The 26088-nt window shown below is 58.8% G+C and carries 15 protein-coding genes; 5 read left to right on the top strand and 10 right to left on the bottom strand.

Features of this window, described 5'->3' with window-relative positions; genetic code table 11:
• The first annotated feature begins 168 nt into the window (after positions 1-168).
• Positions 169-372, top strand: a complete 204-nt coding sequence (locus JFT81_RS23520; protein ID WP_095188667.1) for a hypothetical protein — start codon at positions 169-171, stop codon at positions 370-372.
• Here the strand turns inward: JFT81_RS23520 and JFT81_RS23515 are convergent.
• Complete coding sequence (locus JFT81_RS23515) at positions 314-1276, bottom strand: LysR family transcriptional regulator (RefSeq protein ID WP_201147255.1); 963 nt, start codon at positions 1274-1276, stop codon at positions 314-316. The two genes, JFT81_RS23520 and JFT81_RS23515, sit on opposite strands and share 59 nt — an antisense overlap.
• A 190-nt stretch (positions 1277-1466) precedes the next feature.
• Between JFT81_RS23515 and JFT81_RS23510 the strand changes: the two genes are divergently transcribed.
• A complete protein-coding gene (locus tag JFT81_RS23510) occupies positions 1467-2882 on the top strand; it encodes an acetyl-CoA carboxylase biotin carboxylase subunit (RefSeq protein WP_201229412.1) in 1416 nt (471 codons plus the stop codon).
• A 101-nt stretch (positions 2883-2983) separates the two neighbouring features.
• Complete coding sequence (gene oadA / locus JFT81_RS23505) at positions 2984-4792, top strand: sodium-extruding oxaloacetate decarboxylase subunit alpha (protein WP_077575109.1); 1809 nt, start codon at positions 2984-2986, stop codon at positions 4790-4792.
• A 113-nt stretch (positions 4793-4905) separates the two neighbouring features.
• On the opposite strand, the gene JFT81_RS23500 is transcribed toward oadA, so the two are convergent.
• The 4 genes from JFT81_RS23500 to JFT81_RS23485 form a co-directional block, all read right to left on the bottom strand.
• Positions 4906-7158: an autotransporter outer membrane beta-barrel domain-containing protein gene (locus tag JFT81_RS23500; protein WP_201229411.1), complete on the bottom strand. Its 2253-nt coding sequence runs from the start codon at positions 7156-7158 to the stop codon at positions 4906-4908.
• Positions 7159-7356: 198 nt separating this feature from the next.
• On the bottom strand, positions 7357-10314 hold the full coding sequence (locus tag JFT81_RS23495; RefSeq protein WP_201229410.1) for an autotransporter outer membrane beta-barrel domain-containing protein: 2958 nt from the start codon (positions 10312-10314) through the stop codon (positions 7357-7359).
• 86 nt (positions 10315-10400) lie between these two features.
• Entirely contained in the window at positions 10401-11231 is an 831-nt protein-coding gene (locus tag JFT81_RS23490) for an amino acid ABC transporter permease (protein WP_201229409.1), read from the bottom strand.
• Positions 11228-12049: an ABC transporter substrate-binding protein gene (locus tag JFT81_RS23485; protein ID WP_201229408.1), complete on the bottom strand. Its 822-nt coding sequence runs from the start codon at positions 12047-12049 to the stop codon at positions 11228-11230. Before JFT81_RS23485 ends, JFT81_RS23490 begins: the two co-directional genes overlap by 4 nt.
• A 113-nt stretch (positions 12050-12162) precedes the next feature.
• Between JFT81_RS23485 and JFT81_RS23480 the strand changes: the two genes are divergently transcribed.
• Positions 12163-13062 carry a homocysteine S-methyltransferase family protein gene (locus tag JFT81_RS23480; protein WP_201229407.1) on the top strand — a complete coding sequence of 300 codons (900 nt, stop codon included), beginning with the start codon at positions 12163-12165 and terminating at the stop codon, positions 13060-13062.
• Positions 13063-13150: 88 nt separating this feature from the next.
• On the opposite strand, the gene JFT81_RS23475 is transcribed toward JFT81_RS23480, so the two are convergent.
• The 3 genes from JFT81_RS23475 to JFT81_RS23465 are packed head-to-tail and all read right to left on the bottom strand — an operon-like array spanning position 13151 to position 14915.
• Positions 13151-13822, bottom strand: coding sequence for a GNAT family protein (locus JFT81_RS23475; protein WP_201229405.1), 672 nt, complete (start codon positions 13820-13822; stop codon positions 13151-13153).
• Positions 13823-13834: 12 nt separating this feature from the next.
• Positions 13835-14281: a GNAT family N-acetyltransferase gene (locus JFT81_RS23470; RefSeq protein ID WP_201229404.1), complete on the bottom strand. Its 447-nt coding sequence runs from the start codon at positions 14279-14281 to the stop codon at positions 13835-13837.
• Positions 14282-14291: 10 nt separating this feature from the next.
• Positions 14292-14915: an FMN-binding negative transcriptional regulator gene (locus tag JFT81_RS23465; protein ID WP_201229403.1), complete on the bottom strand. Its 624-nt coding sequence runs from the start codon at positions 14913-14915 to the stop codon at positions 14292-14294.
• 92 nt (positions 14916-15007) lie between these two features.
• On the opposite strand from JFT81_RS23465, the gene JFT81_RS23460 reads away from it, so the two are divergent.
• On the top strand, positions 15008-16558 hold the full coding sequence (locus JFT81_RS23460) for a PLP-dependent aminotransferase family protein (RefSeq protein WP_201229402.1): 1551 nt from the start codon (positions 15008-15010) through the stop codon (positions 16556-16558).
• On the opposite strand, the gene JFT81_RS23455 is transcribed toward JFT81_RS23460, so the two are convergent.
• Positions 16559-21127 carry a DUF6543 domain-containing protein gene (locus JFT81_RS23455; protein WP_201229401.1) on the bottom strand — a complete coding sequence of 1523 codons (4569 nt, stop codon included), beginning with the start codon at positions 21125-21127 and terminating at the stop codon, positions 16559-16561.
• Between the two features lie 152 nt (positions 21128-21279).
• Positions 21280-25941, bottom strand: a complete 4662-nt coding sequence (locus JFT81_RS23450; protein WP_201229400.1) for a DUF6543 domain-containing protein — start codon at positions 25939-25941, stop codon at positions 21280-21282.
• Positions 25942-26088: the final 147 nt, after the last annotated feature.

Genomic DNA, 26088 nt, shown 5'->3' with positions numbered 1-26088 from the left:
ATTCTGTGTCATACCGAGATCAAATGTGGGAGCGAGCCTGCTCGCGAAGGCGTCCTCAACTAAACCAAAACCCTGCACAAGATTCATCGCACTGTCATCCGCAAGAAGCCAAACCGTCATCCCCCGCGCCTATCGTGAAACTCCCGTCATCGCCTTGGGAGACTCGAAATGGCTCAGCCCTACGAAGAACGCAACAGCGCAGCGAAAACCCGTCGTCAGCAGGAAGACCAGCGCCGCATGGAATTTCGCCGCGCCATCGAAGATCGCTTCGAACTTCGCCAGCTTCAGGCCGAAATCGGCGACTTTCCCGAAATCAATCACTGGCAGGCAGCGCCCGCAGCTTCCCGTCGAAGCGCTCAACCAGCGCGCTGATCTGCACGCGCTCGCTGCGGATAAACGCCAGGAAGGCGTGCGCCACCGGTGATAGCCGTTTGGCCTTGGCTTGCACCAGGCACCAGCTGCGCAGCAGCGGCAGTTCCTCGACCGGCAACTCGACGAGGCCGCCGGTCGCCAGCTCCAGGTTCAGGGCATGGCGCGTCAACAGCGCCAGGCCCAGACCTGCCACCACGCATTCACGCTGAGCTTCGGCCGAGGCCACTTCCTGGGTCTGGGTGAAGTGCACGCGCTTCTCTTTGAAATACTCTTCGCAGGCCAGTCGCGTGCCCGAGCCGGGCTCGCGGATCAGCAGCGTGTACGGCTCAAGATCCTGTAAGCGCAGCGGGCCCATGTGCGCCAGCGGATGATCCGGTCGCGCCACGGCGACAATCGGATTGTTCAGAAACGGCAGGAATTCCAGGCCCATGTCCTGCGGCACCATCGACATGATCACCAGATCATCGCGGTTGTCCGATAGTCGTCGGATCACTTGGCCACGGTTGACCACGGTCAGTTGCAGATTCACTTCCGGATGCTGGCGCTTGAACGCCGCAAACAGATGCGGGACGAAGTACTTGGCGCTGGATTCCACTGCGAGCTTCAGTTGGCCCTGCAGCGAACCCTGCATATCCGACAGCTGCATATCGAGGTTTTCCAGACGCCCGAAAATGTCTCGGCTGGCACGCTGAAGGGCTTCCGCGGCTTCGGTCATGTAGAGTTTTTTGCCGACGTAATCGAATAATGGCTGCCCGATCAGCTCTTCCAGCTGGCGAATCTGCAGGCTGACCGCCGGTTGCGTCAGAGACATTTCATCTGCGGCACGGCTATAGGAGCGCAAATCACACACTTCGTTGAAAATCTGCAACTGACGTAATGTCATACGCATCAAGGACTTACGCATTTTTTATAGGCTCTGACGGCGGGCTGGTGTTTCAACTATAAGTCTTTGCTTATGCCTGACCCAATTTTTATTCATTTTTGTTAATCCCTCATGAGCGCTAGTGTGGGGTCGCGACTAAATTGAAACATTTGGTCACGCGTCGACCTGGGTCTAGCAGGTCGTGGTGCCACCGGCTCAAGGGAACCTCCAAGTGATAAAAAAGATCCTGATCGCCAACCGTGGTGAGATTGCCGTACGAATCGTGCGAGCCTGCGCCGAAATGGGCATTCGCTCGGTTGCGATTTTTTCCGACGCTGATCGCCATGCCTTGCATGTGAAGCGTGCGGATGAGGCCCACAGCATTGGTGCCGAGCCACTGGCCGGTTACCTGAACCCGCGCAAGCTGGTGAACCTGGCGGTTGAAACCGGCTGCGATGCGCTGCACCCCGGCTACGGCTTCCTCTCGGAAAACGCTGAGCTGGCAGATATCTGCGCCGAACGCGGGATCAAATTCATCGGCCCTTCGGCAGAAGTCATTCGCCGCATGGGCGACAAGACCGAAGCGCGCCGCAGCATGATCAAGGCCGGCGTACCGGTCACGCCGGGCACCGAAGGCAATGTCGCGGACATCACCGAAGCGTTGGCCGAAGGTGACCGTATCGGTTACCCGGTAATGCTCAAAGCCACCTCCGGTGGTGGTGGTCGCGGTATCCGTCGCTGCAACAGCCGCGAAGAACTCGAACAGAATTTCCCCCGGGTGATTTCCGAAGCCACCAAGGCTTTCGGTTCGGCGGAAGTGTTCCTGGAAAAATGCATCGTCAATCCCAAGCACATCGAAGCGCAGATCCTCGGCGACAGTTTCGGCAACGTCGTGCACCTGTTCGAGCGGGACTGCTCGATCCAGCGTCGTAACCAGAAGCTCATCGAAATCGCCCCGAGCCCGCAACTGACCCCGGAACAGCGCGCCTACATCGGCGACCTGTCGGTACGTGCGGCCAAGGCTGTGGGTTACGAGAACGCCGGCACCGTGGAGTTCTTGCTCGCCGAGGGCGAGGTGTACTTCATGGAGATGAACACCCGGGTGCAGGTGGAACACACCATCACCGAAGAAATCACCGGGATCGACATCGTCCGTGAACAGATTCGCATCGCTTCCGGCCTGCCGCTGTCGGTAAAGCAGGAAGACATTCAGCACCGTGGTTTCGCGTTGCAGTTTCGTATCAACGCCGAAGACCCGAAGAACAACTTCCTGCCGAGCTTCGGCAAGATCACCCGTTACTACGCCCCCGGCGGTCCGGGCGTGCGCACCGACACAGCGATCTACACCGGCTACACCATTCCGCCGTTCTACGACTCGATGTGCCTGAAGCTGGTGGTCTGGGCACTGACCTGGGAAGAAGCGATGGACCGTGGCCTGCGCGCCCTCGACGACATGCGTCTGCAGGGTGTGAAAACCACCGCCGCGTACTACCAGGAAATCCTGCGCAACCCGGAATTCCGTAGTGGCCAGTTCAATACCAGCTTCGTTGAAAGCCACCCTGAACTGACCAACTACTCGATCAAGCGCAAACCCGAAGAGCTGGCCCTGGCCATCGCCGCCGCCATCGCCGCCCACGCAGGCCTATGAATGAAGCAGCTGCGAGCTTTTAGCTGCAAGCGGCAAGTAAAAGCAGATTGGCTTTTTCTTGCAGCTTTTAGCTTGAAACTTGCCGCTATGAGGAGATACCAATGACTAAGAAGATCTTCGTTACCGATACCATCCTGCGCGACGCTCACCAATCGCTGCTCGCCACCCGCATGCGCACCGAAGACATGCTGCCGATCTGCGACAAGCTCGACAAAGTCGGCTACTGGTCGCTGGAGTGCTGGGGCGGCGCGACCTTCGACGCCTGCGTACGCTTTCTGAAAGAAGACCCGTGGGAGCGTCTGCGCCAACTGCGCGCGGCGTTGCCTAACACACGTCTGCAAATGCTTCTGCGCGGCCAGAACCTGCTGGGCTACCGCCACTACAGCGACGACGTGGTCAAAGCCTTCGTCGCCAAGGCTGCAGTCAACGGCATCGACGTATTCCGCATCTTCGATGCGATGAACGACGTGCGTAACCTGCGCGTGGCTATCGAAGCGGTGAAAGCTGCCGGCAAACATGCTCAAGGCACCATCGCCTACACCACCAGCCCAGTGCACACCATTGACGCTTTTGTTGCGCAAGCCAAGCAAATGGAAGCCATGGGTTGCGACTCGGTGGCGATCAAGGACATGGCCGGTCTGCTGACCCCTTACGCCACTGGCGAACTGGTTCGCGCACTGAAAGCCGAGCAGTCGCTGCCGGTGTTCATCCACTCGCACGACACCGCTGGTCTGGCGACCATGTGCCAGCTCAAGGCCATCGAAAACGGCGCCGATCACATCGACACGGCGATCTCCAGTTTCGCCTCGGGCACCAGCCACCCTGGCACCGAGTCGATGGTCGCGGCCCTTAAAGGCACTGAGTACGACACCGGCCTCAATCTGGAACTGCTGCAGGAAATCGGCTTGTACTTCTACGCCGTGCGCAAGAAGTACCACCAGTTCGAAAGCGAATTCACTGCCGTCGACACCCGCGTGCAAGTCAACCAGGTGCCGGGCGGGATGATCTCCAACCTCGCCAACCAGCTGAAAGAGCAGGGCGCTCTCAACCGCATGGCCGAAGTGTTGGCAGAAATCCCGCGGGTGCGTGAAGACCTCGGCTTCCCGCCGCTGGTGACGCCGACTTCGCAGATCGTCGGCACTCAGGCGTTCTTCAACGTGCTGGCCGGCGAGCGCTACAAGACCATCACCAACGAGGTGAAGCTTTACTTGCAGGGCGGCTATGGCAAGGCGCCGGGCGTGGTTAACGAAAAACTGCGTCGTCAGGCCATCGGCAGCGAAGAAGTCATCGACGTGCGTCCGGCCGACCTGCTCAAGCCGGAAATGACCAAACTGCGTGCCGACATCGGCGCACTGGCCAAGTCGGAAGAAGACGTGCTGACCTTCGCCATGTTCCCGGACATCGGCCGCAAGTTCCTTGAGGAGCGTGCCGCCGGCACCCTCACGCCGGAAGTGCTGTTGCCGATTCCTGAAGCGGGTGGTGTGACAAAAGCAGGCGGCGAAGGCGTACCGACCGAGTTCGTCATCGACGTCCACGGCGAGACCTATCGCGTCGACATCACCGGTGTCGGTGTGAAGGCTGAAGGCAAGCGTCACTTCTACCTGTCCATCGACGGCATGCCGGAAGAAGTGGTGTTCGAACCGCTCAACGAATTCGTCGGCGGTGGCAGCAGCAAGCGCAAACAAGCGTCGGCTCCGGGCCATGTCAGCACCACCATGCCGGGCAACATCGTTGATGTGCTGGTCAAGGAGGGCGACACCGTGAAGGCTGGCCAGGCTGTACTGATCACCGAAGCGATGAAGATGGAAACCGAAGTCCAGGCAGCCATTGCCGGCAAGGTCACCGCGATTCATGTGGCCAAGGGTGATCGGGTCAATCCGGGCGAAATTCTGATCGAAATCGAAGGCTGAGATAACGGCCGCGATCCAACGCTTTAAACCTCGGGGGGGCATGTGCTCCCCTTTTTTTTGCTTTTTTCCCTGTAGGAGCTGCCGCAGCCTGCGGCAGCTCCTACAGGGATCGGTTAGAACGCCATGCGCCATTGGCCCATTACGGCGGTGTTGCGGCTGTCAGATGCGATGTCCCCGGTGACGCCCATGCCCAGCGTGTGGTTGGCGGACAGGGCCAGATCGAGGCCGGCATCGAGTGACAGGCTGTTGCGATCCAGTTGTGCTCCGGCGATTTCGAAATCGATGCCACCGTTGAGCAATTGCTGGCGGGTGTGCTGGTCGAGTTCGCCATAGGTGTGTTTCCAGCCTGTGCTCAAGCGCGGAGTCAGTTGCATGCCGTTGTCCAGGGTGTTGGTTTTTGCCACACGCAGGCCGAAGGTGCTGTTCAAGTTGTTTTGCGATTGCCCGTGGACTTTCAACGCCGCGTGGCCACCTTTTTCGCTGTAGCTGTCGCGTTGATAGCGCTGATAACCCAGATTGGCGAAAGGTTCGAGCGTGACGTCTCCCTCGCCGAAGTTGTAACCCGCTTCGGCGAAGGCCTGTTGGGTGCTGGCGTCGTAACTGCCTTTGAGACGATCGCTGAAACCATTGAACGCCACTCGACGTTTGCTGCTGCCATCGTGGCTGGCATAGGTGGCGCCGAAACGCAGCGCCAATGGGCCGTCCTGGCGAACGGCATACGCACCGACGTGCCAGCTGTCGAGGTCGCCGTCGGAGTGTCGGGCATCCAGCTTCGTCTGCGATTTACCGCCGATGATCCCGACATGCCATTGCTCGTCGAGGCGCCAGTCAGCACCCGCAACCAGACCTTGAGTCGAGTGTTTCAGCGTGCTGTCGGTATCACGATCAATCTTGCCGCCATTGCCCAGTGCCTGCACCCAGAGTCGGCCGTTGCCCTCACTGGCGCTGATCGAAGTTGAGCCACCGTCTAACTGGCGCATGGCAGACAGCATGCTGTCGCTGACCGGATTCACGGCGTTGAGCGTGGCTTTGGCGAGGTTGGCGTTGCTGCCGGCGGCGAGTTGTTCCAGAGCGATCGCAGCCGTGTCCAGGTTACTGCCGAGCAGGGCAACAAGGGCTTTGTTTGCTAATACGGGAGAAGGTGAAACCGAAACCCTCGCAGGCGCTGCGCTTGCGATAGGTTCTGGCGCTACAGCAGACGTTTGAGTAGCGACCGGTGTGGACGCCACGGCAGAAGCTGCTGCTGCCGATGGAGCGGAAACCGCTTGCAGGGCCGAAACCGTCGCCGGACCAGATGGCTGCGCAGAGGCGGTTTCGTCAGACGCTGGAGGCGTTAGTGGAACGGGCGCGGTATTGGGTGTCTGATCAATTCCTTTGGCAATCTCAAGAGCATTTTCCGAGTTCGCGACGCTTTCAACCGTCACACCATTTCGGCTGTACGTCAGCCCAACCGTCTTCTCGTCGTATTTCAGCGTCGGCGTCATGAACGCCAGATCGTTTTCGATACGGCCGAATTCCCCGACGACTTTTTCGGCTTTCAGAATCGTATGCTGACTGCTTTGAGGGTAGTCACCGCCAGTGATCAACTGCAAAGTCGAATCACCCAGATTGGCCGTTCCGGTGACATCGACGGTCTTGCTGACGCCTTTCGCTTTGACCTCGTAAGCCAGAGTAGCGCTGGGCTTCAGGTTCAGATCGCCATTGACGGAAGGTGCGCCCAGCGCCTGATTAACCGTCAACAGTCCATGAACATTCAAAGTACCCGTTGCACCTCCACCCGCGAACTGACCCTTTTCATCGACGGTGACTGCGCCGCCAATGATTGCCCGGTTGTTGAGGCTGCCGCCGGCCGATACAAAGGCTCCTTCATTGATCCCGCCTTTATTGATCAGCGTGCCTTCGACCACGGCATGTCCAGCGATCACACCTTCATTGGTGAAGGTGGCTCCAGGGCGCACCACGACCCCGGCGCTGAAATCCGAAGGCGTATTTTTGGTTCGATTCCAGACGCCTTGTTTGACTTCCAGTCCATCGAAGTTTCGCGTTTCCCCCAGCGAACCCTTGGCAGCATCGAGTTGCAAGACATTCGCGCCGCCAGCGCCATCCACCGGGCCTGCGAAGCTGCCGTTCCCTGTGACGATGAGCAAATCATCGCGGTCATCAAAAGGCTCGGCATAACCCTTCTTGTCGATCGGCGTTTTGCGCGTGTCGGGATCGTTGCTGAAAGTCTCGAGTATCGCCGTCAGTGCGCCGGCTGTCGGCACTTTGGCAGGCACTTCTTCGGCTTGTGTGAATTGAACGCAGCCCACCGCGAGAGTGATGGCCAGCGCCAGTTGTTTCGGTTGGTAGAAGTGTTGAACGGGCATCAAGTAAGGCCTCTTTTGACAGGAGGCCAAACTCTAAATTGAAGGCCCGCGGGGCCGATGTCAGCTACTTCTCACAGGTTTGCGGCTTCTGTCAGTTTCCTCTGTGGAAAATTTCCGCGAGCGTGGGAACGGCTGGTTTTACCCCGCCGTTGCGGCGTGTTTTCCTACAGAAATTACAGATGTAACCCGCTGGCAAACTCAAAAACTCATCTGCCATTGCCCGATCATCCCGTGATTACGGCTGTTGCTGCCAATCTCGCCGCTGTAACCCACACCCAGGGTATGCCGCGTCGAGATCCCCACATCCAGTCCTGCTTCCAGCACCAGACTGTCCCGATCCAGTGAACTTCCATCGACGCTGAATGCCGTGCCGCCGGTGACAAACGCCTGACGTGTCGAACTGCTGACATCGCCGTAGGTGTGTTTCCAGCCCGCTGCCATGCGTGGCGTCACGCTCATGCCGTTGTCCAGGCTGCTCAGGTGCGCCAGGCGCACGCCGAAGGTGCTGCTGAAGTTGTCCTGGGTCTGGCTGTCGACTTGCAGCGCGGCGGCGCCACCTTTTTCTTTGTAACTGTCGCGGTGGTAGCGCTGGTAGCCGAGGCTGGCGAACGGTTCGGCACTGAGGCGGCCGCTGCCCAGTGCATAGCCGAGTTCGGCAAAGGCTTGCTGGCTGTCGGCGTCGTAATCACCTTTCGGGCGATCGCTGAAACCGTTGAAGGCGATCGTGCGTTTGCTCTCGCCCTGATGCCCGCTATAAGCGGCGCCGAGACGCAGGGCAATCGGGCCGTTCTGATGCAGCGCGTAGACGCCGGCGTGCCAGCTCTCGACGTTGCCATCGACACCAGTGGCGTCCAGGTCGGTTTTCGAATAACCGCCGAGCACACCGAGTCGCCATGCAGGATTCAACGACCAGTCGGCACCGAGCACGCTGCCTTTGGTGCGCTGTTCCAGACCGCTGCTGCCGTGCTCGCCATCGAGCTTGCCGTAGCCGCCAATGCCTTGCAGCCAGAGACGACCACGTGCATTCGGATCATTCAGGTTGCGTGCTTCGGACGGCACGCCATTGGCCGCCAACACGGGCGTGTCGCGTTGATCGAGACCGACCAGCAGGCCCGGGCTGCCGCCAATTTGTTGCAGCGCCGCGAGCATGCTGCTGCCCACCTGACTGCTGGCGCCGAGGGTGGCGCTGGTCAGATTGGCGTTGCTGGCGCCGGCCAATTGCTCGATGGCCGCACCCGCCGTGCTTTGCGTGGTGTTGAGCAAGGCGTTGTACAGTGCGTTGTTCTTGCCCATTGAGGCGAGGCTGTTGGCGGCGTTGCTGCCATTGCCGGTTGCAGCGAATTGGTTGAAGGCGACATCGTTGCGGGTGTAAGTCAGATCGACTTGAGTCGGCGTGTAGGCGAGGGTCGGCGTGAGGAATGCGTAGTCGCTGGTGACCTTGCCGAACGTACCGTTGACCTGCGCGGCTTGCAGCACGGTGTATTGGCTCTGCCACGGGTAGGTGCCGCTGCCGGGGTTCACCGCCAGGGTCGCGCCGTTGAGGTTGGCCGTGCCGCCGACCTGTACCGGGGCGCTGCTGCCATCGGCGTTGACGCCGTAGGCGAGGGTGGATGCACTGGTCATGTTCAAGTCGTGAACGATGCTCGCACGGCCGAGGCGGGTGTCGGTGCGCAATGTGCCGTTGACGTTGAGGCTGCCGACGGATCCGCCGCCGGCATACACGCCGCCCGCGTCGACGCTCAGGTTGCCAGCGATGCCGCCCTGGTTGATCAGCGTCGCGCCGTTGCGCACCGCGCCGCCGTCGCTGAAATCGCCGCTGCCGGTCAGCGTCCATGCGCCTTGTTTGACCTCCAGCCATTCGAAGTTGCGGCTGGCGCCGAAGCTGCCGCCCGCCGCGTCGTCCATCACCACCCGGTCGTAACCGCTGCCACCATCGACTACGCCGACAAAGCGGCTGCCGTTGCGCAAAGTCAGGCTGTCGTTGCCGGCGCCCAGATCCAGTGCGAGCCCATTGCTGCCGCTGATGGTGCCGGCGTTGACCACGTTGTCGGCGAACTCGCCGACGAATTTCACGCCGAAACCGTTGAGGCCTTGAATGGTGCCGAAGTTCTCCAGCGTGGTCGCTGCCAACCCCGAGTTGCCGCTGCCGTCGTCGACCAGAATCGCGCTGTCGGCGCCGCTGATCAGCGCACCGCTGGCGTTAAGGATGTAACCGCCACCGAGGGCGATGCCTTCGCTGCCATTGGCGAAACCGCCCTTGTCCACACCACCGGCGCCAACGCCTTGAATGGTGCCGTAGTTTTCGATGTGGGCGATCTTGTCGATGTCCACGCCATCGCCGTCACCGTTGGCTTGCAGCCCGGAATAGGCGCCGGTGATGGTGCCGTGGTTGATCACGGTGCCATCGCCGTCGGAACCGTAGCCCGAACCATTGCGCCCGGTGATCTGACCGTAGTTGACCAATGTCGCGCCGAGGTCGGTGGTGATGCCGTGACGGCCACCGGAAATCACTCCGTAGTTGGTGATCGACACACCGGTTGCGGTATCGATATCGATGCCGTCGAATTTCTCGTCGGCGTTGTGCGAGTCACCCGTGGAGATCTCGCCGTAGTTGGTAATGGTCGCGTTGGCGCCGGTCTTCATGCCGTCGCTGGCGTCGCCGCGAATCAGCCCGCCGGCACGGTTGATGATCGTGGTTTTTACGCCGTCACTGCGCAGCGCATCAAGGTCCAGCCCTTGGCCCGTGGTCGAGCGAATAATGCCGCTGTTGTCGATCAACAGGCTGCCGCTGACGAAGTTGCTGTCGATGCGCAACGCGTCGTTGGCACCGAGAATCTGCCCACCGCTGCGGTTGTAGATTGAATAGTTGCGCGCCTTGCTCTCATCACCACTGCTGTCTATGGCGCGGCCGCCGCTGGAAATGATCTTGCCGGCGTTATCGATGATCACGCCCATGCCGCTGGTTTGGTCCTTCAGGCTTACAGCCTTGCCGCTGTTGGTGATGCTGCCGGGTGCCGAAATCGTCAGCGTGTCGCTGCCGCCCAGGGTTTGGGAGGCGCTGGTGGCGGTGTCGATCTGCACGGTTTTGCCGTGGGCGGCGCTGGTGGCAATTAGCAGGGCAATGGCGAGGGGCAAACGCTGAGGCGGGAAGGGCATGAGTGGACGGCCTTTTTGTTATGAGCGGGCCGTCCTGTATAGCGATGGGTTTTTACAGAATGATGTCTGTGCTGTTGCAGAACGGGTTAGCTGCGGCGTTCGTACGCCTTGCCGTAATGCCGCTCCATGCGCGCCTGAATCAACTCCAACCCGATCGACATCACCCAGTAAATGATCGCCGCGGTCGTGAGCATTTCGATGTAGCGATAGCTGGAGCGCCCATACGACTGCGCGAGAAACATCACTTCCCAGACCCCCATCACCGAAATCAGCGACGAGTCCTTGAGCATCGAGATGAACTGGTTGGTCGTCGGCGGGATGATCGTGCGCATGGCCTGGGGCAGGGTGATGCGCCAGAAGATCACCGATTCGCGCATGCCCAGCGCCAGCGACGCTTCGCGTTGGCCATAGGGAATGCCGAGGATGCCGGCGCGGAAAATCTCACTTAAATAAGCGCCGTAATTCAGCGAGAGGGCGATGATCCCGGCAACGATGGCACCGGGCACGATGCCCAGTTGCGGCAAGCCGAGATAGATCAGCAGGATCTGGATCAGCAGCGGCGTGCCGCGAAAAAACGACGCGTAGAAACTGGCGATGCCGAACGCCACGGCGCTTTTCGACAGGCGTGCCAGTGCGGTGACGAAACCCAGCAATGACGAGGCGATAATCGAGCACACGCACAGAAACAGCGTGAGCGCCGCGCCTTGCAGAAAGCCGTTGGGAGCCAGATGCAGGCCGACCAGGTTGGGCAACTTGTCGAGGATGATCGAGAACTTCAGATCAAAGCTCAGGAAAAACCCGGCAAACAGGCAGAACATCGCCGCCCAGGTCAGATACAGCCGTGTGCGAAAACCGAAGAACCGTTGCAGGCGGGATTCAGTCACTGGTGGTCGTGGAGGTGTCGGGAAAGAAGTCATTGACTGATATCGGCGCCGATCCATTTCTGCGAGAGCTTGCTCAGGGTGCCGTCCTGTTTAAGTTGCGCGAACACTTCGCGCACTTTGGCATCCCATTGCGCGTCGCCCTTTTCGATGGCGACCGAGTTCGGCTCCGAGTACAGCGGCGCGCCGGCCAGTTTGAAGCGTTTGTCTTCGTTAAGGCGTGGCTGCGCGGTAACGAGGTTGGTGAGGATCGCATCCAGACGCACGCCGGCACCCAGGCCCAAATCCTGAAACGCGACGTTGTCGGTATCGTACGGGGCGATCTGCACGTCTTCGAACGGGTACTGCAATTGCGTGTCTTCGGCGCCTTCGATGACCAGATTCTTGTTCAGATAACTTTCATAACTGGAGGCGCTGGTGAGGCCGACCTTCTTGCCGCTCAGGTCCTTGGCGCTGTGGATCCGCTCATCCTTGGCGTTGACCACGATCACCGCGGGCGAGGCGTAATACTCGACCGGGAAGTCGAACACTTCGGCGCGCGCCTTGCTCGGTGTCATCGAGCAAATGCAGATGTCGTAACGGCCGCTCCAGCGACCGGCGGCGATGACATCCCAGGACGGTGTTTCGAGGCGCAACTTGACCCCGAGTTTGTCCGCCACGGCTTTGGCTACATCGACGTCAAAGCCGTCGAGCTGGTTCTGATCGTTGAGAAACGAGAACGGTGGATAGCTCTCCATCAGCACGCCGACCAACTGTTTTTTCTGCTCGACTCGATCCAGCGTGGTACCAGCAAAAGCTTGTGTGGAGGCGGCCAGAATCGTCAGGCCCAGGGCCAGTAGCGGTTGAAATTTCACAGTCGATCCCTGAGCAAAAAAGAGGTTGTTATTAACCGAATGGTGCGTATTAAATAGTTATAAGAACGACTCTGATAGTGAGTTATTTTCATAAGCTTATGAGTGAAAAGCATATGGGCGCAGGAAGCACGATTATTCTTGATGGCGGCATGGGCCGTGAGTTGCAGCGCGCCGGGGCGCCGTTTCGCCAGCCGGAATGGTCGGCGCTGGCGCTGAGCGAGGCACCGCAAGCGGTCGAGGCGGTGCACGCCGCTTATATCGCCAGCGGCGCCAACGTGATTACCAGCAACAGTTATGCGGTGGTGCCGTTCCACATTGGCGAAGAGCGTTTTGCCGCTGAAGGGCGAGCGCTGGCAGCCTTGGCCGGAGAACTGGCACGCCGTGCGGTAGACGCATCGGGAAAATCGGTACGCGTGGCCGGTTCGTTGCCTCCGCTGTTCGGCTCCTACCGTCCGGATCTGTTTGAAGCGTCCCGTGTCAGCGAGTTGTTGCAGCCATTGATTCAGGGTCTGGCACCGCACGTCGATCTGTGGCTGGCGGAAACCCAGAGCTCGATCATCGAGGCACGGGCTATCCATGCCGGTCTGCCGCAGGATGGCAAGCCGTTCTGGTTGTCCTTCACATTGAAGGATGAAGACACTGACGAAGTACCGCGTCTGCGTTCCGGCGAGCCGGTAGCCGAAGCGGCGGCGGTGGCGGCTGAGTTGGGCGTCGAGACGCTGCTGTTCAATTGCAGTCAGCCGGAAGTGATTGGCGCAGCAATTGATGCGGCGCGCGCGACCTTCGAGCGTCTGGGAGTGAAAATTCACCTTGGCGCCTACGCCAACGCGTTCCCGCCGCAGCCCAAAGAAGCGACGGCCAATGATGGGCTTGATCCGTTGCGCGAGGATCTTGATCCGCCGGGTTACTTGCATTGGGCGGTCGATTGGCAGCAGCGCGGTGCCAGTCACCTCGGCGGTTGCTGCGGGATCGGCCCTGAGCACATTGCGGTGCTGGCGCAGAAACTGGGCTGAAAAACACGGCAAAAGATCGCAGCCTGCGGCAGCTCCACGGAGATCGATGTGGCGCTGCCGCAGGCTGCGATCTGTTGTTTTTACATCATCAGGAACGACACTCGACCAGACCTTTCACCTGCCCGTCAGGTGCCTGATTATCATCAGACAGCCAGCGCTCAAACCCTGCGGCAATCGCCGGCCACTCACCATCCAGAATCGAGTACCACGCGGTGTCACGGTTTTCGCCCTTGACCACCATGTGCTGGCGGAACACACCTTCGAAGCTGAAGCCCAGGCGCTCGGCGGCGTATTTGGAGCGAGCGTTGCCGTTGTTGCACTTCCACTCCAATCGACGGTAACCCAGCTCGAAAGCGTGCCTGGCCAACAGGTAAACCGCCTCGGTGCTTTTCGGCGAACGTTGCATGGGTGCGCCGAAGGTCACGTGGCCGATCTCGATGCGGCCCTGGGCCGGGACGATCGACATCAGGCTGAGGATGCCTTGCACTTGCCCGGTGGCGCGGTCGATGACGCTGAAGAAATACGGATCGGTTTGAGCCGCGTGGTTGTTCAGCCAGTCATTGAAAACGCTGCGCTCGGGGAAAGGCCCATAAGGCAGATAATTCCACAGTTTCGGGTCGGCACCGGGGCCTTCGAGGGCGTTGAACAGCTGATCGCCGTGGCGCGCCGGGTCGAGTTTTTCCAGGCGAATGAAGCGGCCTTCAAGCAGTGTGGTGGTGGGGGCGGGGACGCCTTTCCAGTCAGCGAGTGAAGCGGTCATGAGCGCGTCTCCTTAAATGGCTTTACGAAACTGGATGAAACCCGGGCGTTCGGCGATACGCTCGTAGAGCTGGATCGCGGTGGCGTTGGTTTCGTGGGTCAGCCAGTGCACCTTGCAGCAGCCGTCAGCCTTGGCAGTGGCGTAGACGTGCTCGATCAGCAGGCGACCGACGCCGGTACCGCGGGTTTCGGGCATCACCAGCAGATCCTGCAGGTAGCAGGAGTTTTCGATACTCCAGTTCGAGCGATGGTAGATGTAATGCACCATGCCCACGGCTTTGCCGTCAGCCCAGGCGAGGGCGGCGTGAGTCGGTTCGTTCGGATCGAGGAAGCGCTGCCAGGTGCTTTGCGTGACAGCGTCCGGCAGTTCGGCGTTGTAGAAGCGCAGGTAAGCCTGCCACAGCGGCAGCCACGCGGCGTGGTCATCAGCACTGACCTGGCGAATGTCGATCTGACTCATGGTGATTTCCTTAGCGCATCAATTGGGCGAGGGTTTGATCATTGACTTCGGGGCTGGCAGCGAGGCCTTCACGCACGCCGGCAATGTCTTCGGCGCTGCGGTTCTGGCTGAGCTTGCGCTTGCCTTCGAGACGGTCGATGGGAATCGCAAAACCGACGATGGCCTTGAGCATGCCGTCGATGTAATCGGCGGGAGCGTCGTCGACTGACCACGGCTGGGCGCGGCCGGCTTCATGGCGATCAGTGAGGGTGCTGACAATGTCGAGCAGGCGTCCGCCATCGCTAAAGGTTTCGGCGTGACCATAGGCGTGCACGGCGACGTAGTTCCAGGTCGGCACGACTTTGCCGTGCTCGGCTTTGCTCGGGTAAAAACCGGGGCTGACGTAGGCATCGGGGCCGGCAAAAATCAGCATCGCTTCGGCGCCGTCGCGCAAGTCTTTCCACTGTGGATTGGCTTTGGCGAGGTGACCGTACAACGTGCCGTGGGAACCTTGTTCGCAGTGCAGCAACACCGGCACATGACTGGCTTGCAGGCCGTTTTCGCCGTGGCTCACCAAAATGGCCAAGCGAGTGGCGAGGATCAGTTCGTGCAGTTGGGACAGCTCGTCGATGGCAAAGGCGCGGGGCGTGTACATGGAGAAGTTTTCCTTGGCGAATGACTGCATCCTAGGCAGGCTATTGGTTCGTTGTAAGAGCCATTAACGATCAAATTCATAGGTCCAATGCCATGAGCGATCTGCCCCTGTCCTTGTCCTTCAACCCGGCGGGTATCGAACTTGATCGCCGACAGGGCTTGAGTCTTCAGCTTTACCAGGCCCTGCGCATGAGGGTGCTCGACGGGCGTCTGGCCAGCGGCACGCGATTGCCGGCCAGTCGTGATCTGGCGGTGGCGCTGGCGATCTCCCGGAACAGTGTGGTGCGCGCTTACGATCAGCTCTACGCCGAAGGCTTCATCGAGGGGCGGGTCGGTGATGGCACTTACGTGGCGCAATTGCCACACACGGCGTTATCGACAAAAAAGTTGTCCACAAAACTATCCACAGGGTTTTCAACAGGCTTATCCACAAGTTTATCCACAAAACAGGTGGAATTAACTGTGGATTTATCCAGCAAAGTTATCCACAGAAGCGCTTTGCAACGGTTGGAAAACAATCATCTATCCCTGCCGCCGAGCGGACCACCGAGAGCTTTTCGGGTCGGCGTGCCAGCATTCGACCTGTTTCCATTCGGGGTGTGGGCCAAGTTGAATGCGGCTTTCTGGCGCAAACCGGACTTGCAACAGTTGTGCTACGGCGCACCGGAGGGCGATGTGCGTTTGCGCGGGTTGATCGCCGCCTATTTGCGCAGTTCGCGCGGTATGCAATGCACGGCTGAACAAATAGTGATCACCAGTGGTGCCCAGCAGGGAATTAGCCTTTGTGCACAGTTGCTGGTGGAGCCGGGGGACGGGGTCGCCATCGAGAATCCCGGGTACCGTGCGGCGGCTCATGCATTCGCCATTGCCGGTGCAAGTTTGCACGGCGTGTCGGTGGACGGTGACGGCATCAATTGCGCGCAATTGAACGGGTTGACCGATTGCCGTCTGGCCTATGTGACGCCGTCTCATCAGTACCCCACTGGGGTGATCATGAGTCTGGCGCGCCGCCTGGAGTTGTTGGCGTGGGCTGAGCGCACGGAGGGTTGGATTATCGAGGACGATTACGATGGCGAGTATCGTTACAGCGGCGCACCGCTGGCACCTTTGGCCGCGCTGGATCGGCAGGGGCGGGTACTTTACGTCGGCACCTTCGGCAAAGTTGCCTTTCCCGCATTGCGGCTGGGTTATCTGGTGCTGCCGGCAGCCCTGGTGAAAGCGTTCACTCAGCGCCGGGCTGTAGACATGCGCCATTCCGAAGTGAGCACCCAGGCGGTCATGGCCGAGTTCATGGCGGCCGGGCACTTTCAGCGGCATATTCGCCGCATGCGCCGCGCCGCCTTGAGCCGCCGCAACAGCTTGTTGGCTGGCTGGCCGGAAGGTGTCGCCGGTGTCGGCAGCCTGCCGAATGTGGTGGCGGGGTTGCACTTGACGGTAGCGGTCGACACGCAAGCACGGGAGCAGCAATTGATTGAAAAGGCTGCCAGCGTCGACGTTGAGATCAATGGTTTGAGCAATTACTGGTTGCCGGACTCAAGCACCCCGCACGATCAGCGTGCAGGCCTGGTGCTGGGTTTCGCTGCGGTGCCCGAGGCCGCTATCAGCGCGGCGCTCGGGCGATTAAAAAAGGTATGGCAGGGTTGATCAGGCTATCGGTCGGGCGCTCTCGGCGAGCGCATTCTTTTGCGGTTCCAGTGCCAGAAACAGGTCACGCAAACTCAGGTCCGTCAATCTGCGCAGCACGCCATCGACCGGCTGAACGGTGCTCAATGCAAGTTGCTGTTCGCTAGTCAGTGTTTCCAGATAACTGTCCGCAATCTTCAGATGAGCAGTTTCAGGCTGGGCAGCGGGGCTGTGGGCCGTTTTGTAGTGAAAGTGCGCCACCCACAATGGCTGATCCTTGTTCGTCCGGTCGAGAATCGAATACTCCTGGAAGTAATCCCCGCGTTTTTTTGTCTGAATGCGGCCTAGTGGATTACGCGTGAATTTGAGCTGCGCGTTGTTGTGCATCCATTGAAAGCTGCCCTGGGTTGGCTTTCTGAGTTTGTACATGTTGGCGCGCGTCTCTATGCCTTGTTTTCGGACGCGCGCTGACGCTTCGCGAAGTTCCTGGCTTAGCGTCGCCACAGGCGGGTTTTTTCCATTGGCGCGAAGTCGGGCCATGGCCTGATCGACGTTCATTGCGCTGTCCTGCAGTTTGAGTGCGTACTGTTCGAAGATTTCTTGCATATCCGCCGGGATGCGGTGGGGGCGCGAAGCGTCCTTGATCGTGCGCTCGATAAACCTGGACATTTCAAGTGTCTGATCAAGCCCGTCCTCAATGATGCCCATGTCATCGAGCGTCGGCTTCGGTGGCTGGCGGTATTTCGGTATGACGGTGTCGACCTGCTCAGGCTCGGGCTCGGATTCACCCGAATCGCTGTCGGACTGGATTCTGGGGCGGCTCTTGCTGACTTTCAGGGCTGGACGTGACGGGCCTGGGCGCTCTGGCGGCGCTTGCGGCGTTGTCAGGTGCGGGTGGTTGAGCAGCACGGAATCGAGCTCGTTTTGCACGATCTGGCGAAACTCGCCGATCAAGGCGCGCAGACGTGACAGCCGAGCTGGATTGACCAGATCAGGATAGCGTTCGGGCAATTCCTCGATGCGCTGTTCGGCATCGCTGAAGCTGTCGTCCAATGTGCTCAGTTCTTCGAGCGCAGCCTTTGGATCGGAATGCGCGGTCGTTTTTTTCATCAGCCTTGCGACTTCCATTGCGCTACGCGACGCCTTGATGATGATCTCTCCCACCGCGTCCCGTGCTTCGTCCATGAGCGGGCTTGCAGTCATTTGCATCGCAGGCACATGTGACAGGCCGATTTCGTTTGCCTTGAAATCCAGCGCGGTAGTCTTCGGCAGCATTTTCTCCATCTTCAGGGCTTTGACGATGCCCGTTTTACCGAGCACCTTCAGGTCCTCGAGAGAGGCATGCGCGCGTTGCAGACTTTCGATTATTTGATGACCGATGTCCGTCGCTTCTTTGATGGCGTCCATGAAGGGTTGCAGATTTGTGACGGTGTCAGGCGGCTCTGAGATCAGCCGTTGCGCCAGCGTGTTGTATTGGTGGCATTTGACGTTGTACCAAAGCGCCTGGTGTTTCTGCAGTTCAGTGGTAATTCGCAACAGGTCGTAGACGTACCCGGAGGTACCACTCTGCGTGCGCCATTCCTGAACGTTTTTGCGTGCCTGCTCGTAAGCGGAAATTCGCTCTTCAAGTTTTTCCAGATAGGCCGCGGTGGGTACCTGACGGTTATCTGCAGAGGCGCTGGTCATGGCCGTCTGTGCCTGTGTCAGTTCGAATTTCGCGGCTTCTTCGCCATTCCTGAACGTGTTGATCTCGTCCTCCAAATAATGGGCGCGCATTTCTTTGGCTTTCTTGAAGGCTTTGAGGCGATTTTTAGGTCCGCCCCCGCGCAGACGCAGACGAAAATCCAGATACCACAGACCGTGTACGCCAGCATGCAGTAACGGGCCGGAGCGCGTCGGGCTGCCGGGCTGGTGGATGGTGACTTGGGCATCGTCGTCCGTACTGACCTCGAACCAGCGTTGGCCGACCTGGGCATAGGTTTTGCTGTCGAGTTGATACAGGTGTGGTGGGTACTCGTTGATCTTGCCGAGGTTCTCGTTGGCAAGATCCGGCGCCACAACGGCGAGAGTGTTCAGGTACCGGGACATGGCATCGGGGGCGCGGCGCGGTACTGATCCCGCTACTTCGAGCGAAGAACAATGGTCGGGCGGCAGCTGCGCGAGCAACGGAGTGGGGTCCAGTGTCAGCGGGGGAAAATCGTGGACAGGTTCGAGCGTTTCTCCAACGAGTAGGTGTTTTGAATTCGGTTTACCGGAAGCCATCGTGCGTCGTGAGATCGCGTGGTGGGTCAGGATGATTCCCAACGTCAGCAAGACGTCGCCCAGCGAAGTCCACGCGACAACACCATCGCCGCGCTCATGGGCGTCCACTGCTTGCTGGATCGCCTCGATGCTTTGCCACACCCAGACGGCGGTCCCGACGGCCCCGCTCAGGAAGTTCGAGGCGACGTTGAACAGCGCCCAGTTGCTGTCTCTGAACAATGCCCAGCGCTGATCGGCGTTGGACTGTGATTGGCGATTGGCCATTTCCACCATCGCCTGGGCGTGGCTGTTGAACAGCGTCAGAAACAGGTCATCGGTGATTTCGCTATTGCCGAACACCACACTCCCCAAGGCACTGAGGTTTGTCAGCGGGGCTGTCAGTTGCTCGGTGATCAACCACGGCGAAGGTAACCCGACGGGGAAAACATACTGGGAGTATTCGAAGCTCAATGCTTTGTCGGCAAGCCAGGCCAGGACCGAATCCCTGAGTTCGCCAGGCTGATGCAGGGCATACAGCAGGTTTTGTCGGGAGGGGAATTGCATCAGCGGCCGAGCGAACAGTGGCCGATAGAGCAGACAGGGACCTTGGTTGGCGTCACGCGGGCCAATGATGAACATGTTGGCGACGCTGTCTTGCGAGCTGATAAGTCGATGCTGAGGCGTCAGTGCGAGCGGGCAGATGACGACAGGCCTGGAGGTGTCGGTAGTTTGATCCATCAATTGGACGATGTAGCTGTAGCCCGTTTTATCAATACCATTTTCGTGTTTGACCTTGGACTCCAATGCCGCAAGCGGCAGCAGAATACGCAGTTGTTCCTGGTAGAAGCGGGCTTGGCGACGGGATTCGATCGGGTCTTCAAGCAGCTTGCTCTCGAGCATTTCTGGGTAGAACTTGCCAACATCGACCTGCCTGGACATTTTCAGCAGTAAGTCAGGTGTCAGCCATTCAGGAACCGCTGTACCGTCGTTGAAGTGCAGGCTCGTCATGTACGGTGCGCTGTTTTCCAGTGCAAAGTCGGCAAGTGTTTCGGTGTATGAGTCCAGTGGATTGGGCAGTGTCAGGTCACCGGCAGTGAAGCTGTTGGTAACGGTAATTTCCAGTTTCTCGAAGGGCAGTGGTTCTGCGTCCGACGGTTTGCCGTTGATAACAGCGTCCTTCATCCGTTCGAAGGCGAACTGGGTGATCGGTGTGATGGGCTGCCTCGCTTCTTCGAGATCCTGCTCCTGATACAACTTGCCCAGTTTGCTCACCAACAGGCTGTAATCGCTGATATCGGTTGCAGAGGCGTAGCGCAGCCAATCGGGAATGGAGGTTTCCAGGGTCTCGAGGCGCCCCAGCTCTTGCGGTTGGCCATTGGTTGCCAGTGACCGGATCGCCGTCGATGCCGGGGCTGGACCCGAGTGTCGGAGTGAATCGATGGTATCGAGTTGAGAGGCCACCAGGGCCCATGCCATATGGTCGAAAATGTTCCCGTCGGGCTCGAACAGGCGCCACTGTAGAGGCCGCTCTTTCAATGGATCGGCGATGTGCGCAGATAATGCCGTACCCAGCTGTTGCAGAGACTCGAAAGACTCGAAACCGCTACCAATGGTGAACATCGTCACCAATTGGCGTTGTTGATAAGTGGCGCGCAATACCAGAGCCGACCCGATCAGCAGGTGGCTGGTCACCTCGTTTTGAAGCACATCGATGTCGATCAGGCAGGCCTGCAAATGGGTGAAGTCACCGGTGTTTCCACGGCGCTCGGCTTTGTCCGGTGTGACCGATACCTGTCGAGCCATTGCACACTCATCGGCGCTCCAGCCCTTGACCTGCGTTACGTTCACGGCTTTTCGAAGTGAATCGGACAACTCCTCCCAACGGGGCGATTTCTTGCCGGTCTGATTCCAGAACGCCAACTGACGCGCTTGATACTCGACGAACAAAAGCGGCGAGTAGTCATTCAGCATCGCGCCGATGACCTCAATGTCGACAGCCAGATGCCTGGGCGTTCTGGCCTTGTGTTCAGTGGTCAGAAAGTGTTCGCCGGCAATGTAATTGGCTGACAAACCTGACACGTTCAGGCGAATCAGCGCGAGGCTCAAGGTTTCGAAGTGCGTGCTATCTGGCACCACATGATTGTTGTCGACCCTCCAGTGCGGGGTCGCGACCATGCAGCGATCAGGGTCGATGATCAGCTCCGGGTAGAGCGTATCAAGTGCTTCTTTTAATACCTGCGAGGCGACATCTGCGAGGGTAGGGCCGTAGCTGATCTGGCTGAGCAGTTCACTTTTTTCAAATGACACGCTGGGCGCGGCGGGAGTTTGGGTTATGGCTTCAGGTGGCATGGTAGTTCCTTGGGTGCGCGGGCCGAGGCCGCTTGAACGCAGCCTCGTCAATGCACCCAAGGTAAGGGGCGGGCAGCCAGCCCAGGTGGTAGATATGTATCGCATTGAAGAAAACTGATGAACGCAGGCGTTGCAGCTCCGTACGACAGATTTCAGCGGGTGGAAGGCCCTGTCAGGGTAGTTCGGAAAAACAGATTTCTGGCCAGTCTGGTGTCGATCGCACTGCGGTAAATCGCAATCACCTCCCGGTTGCTGGCGCCCGCCTGCGGGCTATTGATCCTTCCTAACAGTCGCTGTTCTACAGTCTTGAGGTGGGCTGCGTTGAACAACAAGTTGGGCGAGTCGAGTTGTTCATAATGAAAATGCGCATACCACAGCAGTTTGTTGTTGTGGTGATCACGTATTTCATACTCTTGCAAAAAATCCTTCTTCGGGCCTTTTAGCCGACGACGCTGTTGCGTCATCACCACGCGTATTTCTTCTTTACTGTCTAACCACTCCACGCGTGCGGCTGTTGGTAATTGGCGCTTGGTCATGGCAATACGTGTGCTCAACCCAGCGTCGGCAAGCTGAGTGACTGCAGCCTCGAGTTGCTTCTTGAGCTCTAATGCATTGTGGGTTTTTACACTCGTGTTGGGGCCAGCGGACAGCGCCTTGTCGATCGCAGTGACGGCCTCGCTGAATTGCGTGGCGTGATGATGAAAGGACTCTTCGACTTCCACCGGAAGCCGTTTGAGGTCATCAACAAATTTCTTTTTATCCTTGATGAAGGTTGGCAATCCGTCGAGCAGGGTTTGCGCGGCAGTCGTCGTGATGGCCAGTGTCTGTGCCGGTAACGGCGCTAACGGTTTACGCGGCAGACGTTGTACCCAGACATTCGGACTTTTCTCGTGGAACGTCGCCAGCACCTTGCCGGTTATGGATGACTTGACGTCAGACAGCTGCTCGTGACCTTTGGCGGTTTTGCGTGGCACCGCGAATTGCATGCCGTTGAAGTGGGTTTTGATCGCCTTCTTCAGGGGCGGTTTTGAAGGGCCCGGCGTTGGCTGCAGTAACTCTCGGGCGCGCAGTAACTCTGCCAACTGTTGGGTACTGCGCAGGCTGAATGCGCCAATTCGCTCTTGCAGCAGGTCGACTTGAGGTTGCACCAGTTCTTGCGCGAATTGCCGGGAGAGGTCCTGAAGGCGCGAGTCGATACTGGTGAATTTATCGACCAGCGAGTTGAGCCCGTCGATAAGGCCAGTGTCATCGAGCCTGGGGTTGTCATTTTGCAGATCCATCGAGTTCTGGATGGCCAGATCAGCATCGCCGACGAGGTTATCGAAATGCTCCCAGGCGTCGATCAGTGTGGGTGTGACGCCTTCCATCACACAGAGATCGCGACTCAGAGTCACTTGTAGAGCCCTTATGTCCTGCAGGTTGAACTCGGGTAATTTACTTTTGTATTGCTGAGCGATCCTCGCGGCCTCTTTACCCAGTGTGCTCATTTCCACAAAGGCCGATTGCGCCTTTTCAACCGTTTCAACCAGCGCTGCGGACACTTCAAGCATGTGGTTATAAACACTTGAATGATCAGGTCTGATCCCTGGCATTTCCTTTTCCAGATGCTCAAGCGTGCTGTGCAGCGCACTTTCGAAGGCGGGTTGTTTGATTTCTATTATCGACTGGTTGAAAAACAACTGGGTTTTCACCAATTCGATCATGGACAGTCGATAGCGAGGTACGGCCTCGATGAGGTTGAGTGCCTTGAGCTGACCGATAGCGACGTCATAGTCCTTGATTCGCTCTTCCAGCATTTCCACAAACAGTGCAGTTTTCGCCTTGAGTGTTTCGGCACTGGCGCTCGTCATTTCTTTACGGGCCGCGATCAGTTCTATTTGGCAACGGTCGAGTCTTTCGTTAAAGGTCCTCAGGTGTTGGTGCAACTCTTCGATCCGTTGCGCGTTCTGGCGTTCTACCTGAGCTCGCCGGCTTTTCAGACCACCACCGCGCAAGCGCAGGCGTGTATCGATCACCCAACGTCCGTTGCGCAGCAGGCTGAGCAGAGGCCCGCTGCGCGTCGGTGGCTGCCGGCTGTCGATGATTTGCACTTCCTGCTGGTCATTGATGACCACCTCGAACCAGCGCGCACCGACCGGCGCGTATAATTTTTCGCCGAGCTCGTAGAGATTCTGCCGAGGTCCTGTTTCGCTCACAGGGGCACTCAGGTCTTCAGGCTTGTCGATGACAAAGCGCCTGACGGCGTCGCTCAGGCTCAACGGACGGCGGTTGAGTGCACCGCTGGTGTGAATCAGGTTCACATGGTTGGTCGATAACTGCTCGGCAGTGGTGTCCGCAATCTGGATGACGGCGACGCCCATAGACGGCGCCGGCTTCTGCAGGATCTCGTTGGATTCGAGGGGCTTGGTCGTCTTGACCGGGTCTGAGATTTCGGTGCTTTCAGAGGTCGGCTCCAGGTGCTCTTCAGGAAGCGCACTCAAGGGTTTCCAGTGCATCGCGGCATGGTGGGCGAGCACCATGGATAACGTCAGAAACAGGTCAGTCAGGGCGCTGGCGGCAACGTCGTCGTCCTGATTTTCCTTGGCGTCGAGGGCTTGTTGCAGGTCATCGAGGATCTGCCAGATCCACGCGCCGGTGCCCAATGTCCGGCCCAGAAAAGGCAGCGCCGCATTGAACAGTTTCCAGGCGCCTTGCTTGAAGGTAGCCCAATGGCTTTCTGCATTGGAGACCGATTGCCGATCGGCCAGTTCGATCAACGCATTGGCGTTGGCCTTGAACAGCGCCGACAGGTAGTCGCCCTTGAGCGGTTGGCCGCCCAGCTTGACCGGGCCTTTGCGATAGACGTTCAGCAACGGGTTTGCCAGCAGGTCCGCGAGCACGGAAAACCCCGGTAAATCCCCGTGGAAAATGTAATTGGAGTAATCGGCACGCACCGCGTCCGGCATCCAGGCGAGCACTGACAGGCGTATTTTTCTCGAATGTTTGATCGCGTACACCAGGCTGGCCGGGGAAGGGTACTGGAGCAGCGGGTCATCCATCATCGGTCGATAAAGCAGGCAGGGCCCCTGGTCTTGATCGAGTCGGCCAATCACAAACATATTGGCAACGGTATCGACGCTGTTGTTGGCGCTGTTTTGTGCAACGAACGCCAATGGCCGGATGACAATGTCGTGGCCATCTACCTGAGGTTTTTCGACAGAAGGGTTCATGACGGCGACGATGTAGCGGTAGCCCAGTTCATCGATGGCGGCCTCGCCGCGAATTTTGCATTGCAGGGCGATCAAGGGCAGCTGTACCCGCAAGTGGCGGGTATAGAGCTCGTTCAGGTGCGCGGATTTGGTGGCGTCATCGACCATTCGGTCTTTGATCAGCGCTGGATAGGTCTTGCCGACATTGACTGCAGTGATCAACGCTTCGAGGTAATCGGCGGTCAACCAGTCAGGCACTGGCGTGTTGTCGGCGAAATAAACCAACTTGACCCCCAGTGGCGCGGCGACAAGGTTCTCCAGTGCGAGTTCGGCCAGCGACAGCGTGAGCGTCTGGCTTGTGCCTGTCGCCAGCGTGCCCCACACCACAGGGCTGGTGATGCTGATTTTGAGGTCTGAGAGCTTGAGGTTTTTGGCCTCCGGATGGGCCTTTTGCATGAGCAGGGCAATGGCATCGAGCGCAAATTGGTCGATGGGTGGGATGTCCTGTTCAAAGGATGTACCGCTGCTGCTCTGGCGTACTGTCGCCAGATCCATCAGGTGTCGGCTGTAAGCACTGATGTCGGTAGGCGTGGCCTGGCTCATCCAGTCGGGCAGCAGCTGCTCGACACGGCTCAAGCGTGAGGGGTAGTTGAGCGGTGTCTGGTGAATATTTTGCAGGGTGGCACGGGTTACCGTGTTCGGGCTGAGTGCCGCAGTCGACTCGTCCGCGCCGAGCGAACCGATGGCTTGCGTCTGAAGTGCGATCAGCACAACCGCCTGATAATCAAAAAAATCACCGTCGGGTTCGAACAGCCGCCATTGAAGCTGTGTGTCTGCGGGCAGGTCGTCTCTGTAGACCCGCAACTGCTCACCCATTTTTTCCAGCGAATCGAAAGTCTGGAAACCCGAGACAATCGAGTGCGTGATGATGAGTGTGCGCGCCCCGACCGTACCGATCACGACGGCGGTATCAAGGATGTTGAGGTGTGTTGACGTGCCATCGTTCGCCCGGTCGAGGTCAATCAGGCAGAGGCGTGTTTGATAGTTATCGTGGGGTTGTCGCGTAGCCCGGTCCGGCCACGAGAAGGCTTGCCGGGCCAGCGCATGCTGATCTGCATCCCAGCCCTGAAACTGCGCGACGTTCCAGATATTCCGTATGGAGTGCGAAAGATCCTGCCAGCGCGGCGCGGAGGTGTCATCAGTGTGATTCCAGTAGTCGAGTTGCGCCTCCTGATAAGCGGTGAAAAGTAACGGGGCCAGCTCATTCATCAGGCGCCCGATGGCATCGATATCGACCGGCAGTTGTGACGTCAAACGTGCGGAGGGCTGCAGCGTCAAGAACTGCTCGCCATCGAGGTACATGACCGGGGTGGCGTCTATGGCATGCCTCACCAGGCCACTCGTCAGCGATTCGAAATGGGTGCTGCGTGCCACAATCTGGTCATTTTCGTGCTCCCAGGTGGGCGTGCCGACCATGGCCTGATCCGGGTCGAGTGCTAGCGCTGGGTATAAGGTTGCAAGTCCGACGCGTAGTACCTTCGCGGCCACTTCACGTAACGTCGGACCCGTAATCAGCTGGGTAATCAGATCGCCGGGAAACGGCAGGGTCTCTGGGGCGTCGAGCATGTTCATGTCCTTCCGATGGGCAAGGCTGTGGATTCACAGCATCTGGCCCTGTGGAAAGTAATGAACTGCGATCAACGTGTGGCGGTACATAGTTACCGCCAAAAATATGCTTACCGCCAAAAAACATCGTTATCGGCAAATAGCCCC

The organism is Pseudomonas sp. TH43 (assembly GCF_016650635.1).
In the GTDB taxonomy this organism is placed as follows: domain Bacteria; phylum Pseudomonadota; class Gammaproteobacteria; order Pseudomonadales; family Pseudomonadaceae; genus Aquipseudomonas.
The sequence above is the reverse complement of the archived record's forward strand: the minus strand, read 5'-3'. Positions and strand labels throughout refer to the sequence as shown.

Excerpts from the sequence above, each read along its gene's own strand:
- JFT81_RS23520 (WP_095188667.1), top strand. The coding sequence starts at position 169 with ATGGCTCAGCCCTACGAAGAACGCAACAGCGCAGCGAAAACCCGTCGT.
- JFT81_RS23515 (WP_201147255.1), bottom strand. The coding sequence starts at position 1,276 with ATGCGTAAGTCCTTGATGCGTATGACATTACGTCAGTTGCAGATTTTC.
- oadA (WP_077575109.1), top strand. The coding sequence starts at position 2,984 with ATGACTAAGAAGATCTTCGTTACCGATACCATCCTGCGCGACGCTCAC.
- JFT81_RS23500 (WP_201229411.1), bottom strand. The coding sequence starts at position 7,158 with ATGCCCGTTCAACACTTCTACCAACCGAAACAACTGGCGCTGGCCATC.
- JFT81_RS23495 (WP_201229410.1), bottom strand. The coding sequence starts at position 10,314 with ATGCCCTTCCCGCCTCAGCGTTTGCCCCTCGCCATTGCCCTGCTAATT.
- JFT81_RS23490 (WP_201229409.1), bottom strand. The coding sequence starts at position 11,231 with ATGACTTCTTTCCCGACACCTCCACGACCACCAGTGACTGAATCCCGC.
- JFT81_RS23480 (WP_201229407.1), top strand. The coding sequence starts at position 12,163 with ATGGGCGCAGGAAGCACGATTATTCTTGATGGCGGCATGGGCCGTGAG.
- JFT81_RS23475 (WP_201229405.1), bottom strand. The coding sequence starts at position 13,822 with ATGACCGCTTCACTCGCTGACTGGAAAGGCGTCCCCGCCCCCACCACC.
- JFT81_RS23470 (WP_201229404.1), bottom strand. The coding sequence starts at position 14,281 with ATGAGTCAGATCGACATTCGCCAGGTCAGTGCTGATGACCACGCCGCG.
- JFT81_RS23465 (WP_201229403.1), bottom strand. The coding sequence starts at position 14,915 with ATGTACACGCCCCGCGCCTTTGCCATCGACGAGCTGTCCCAACTGCAC.
- JFT81_RS23460 (WP_201229402.1), top strand. The coding sequence starts at position 15,008 with ATGAGCGATCTGCCCCTGTCCTTGTCCTTCAACCCGGCGGGTATCGAA.
- JFT81_RS23455 (WP_201229401.1), bottom strand. The coding sequence starts at position 21,127 with ATGCCACCTGAAGCCATAACCCAAACTCCCGCCGCGCCCAGCGTGTCA.
- JFT81_RS23450 (WP_201229400.1), bottom strand. The coding sequence starts at position 25,941 with ATGCTCGACGCCCCAGAGACCCTGCCGTTTCCCGGCGATCTGATTACC.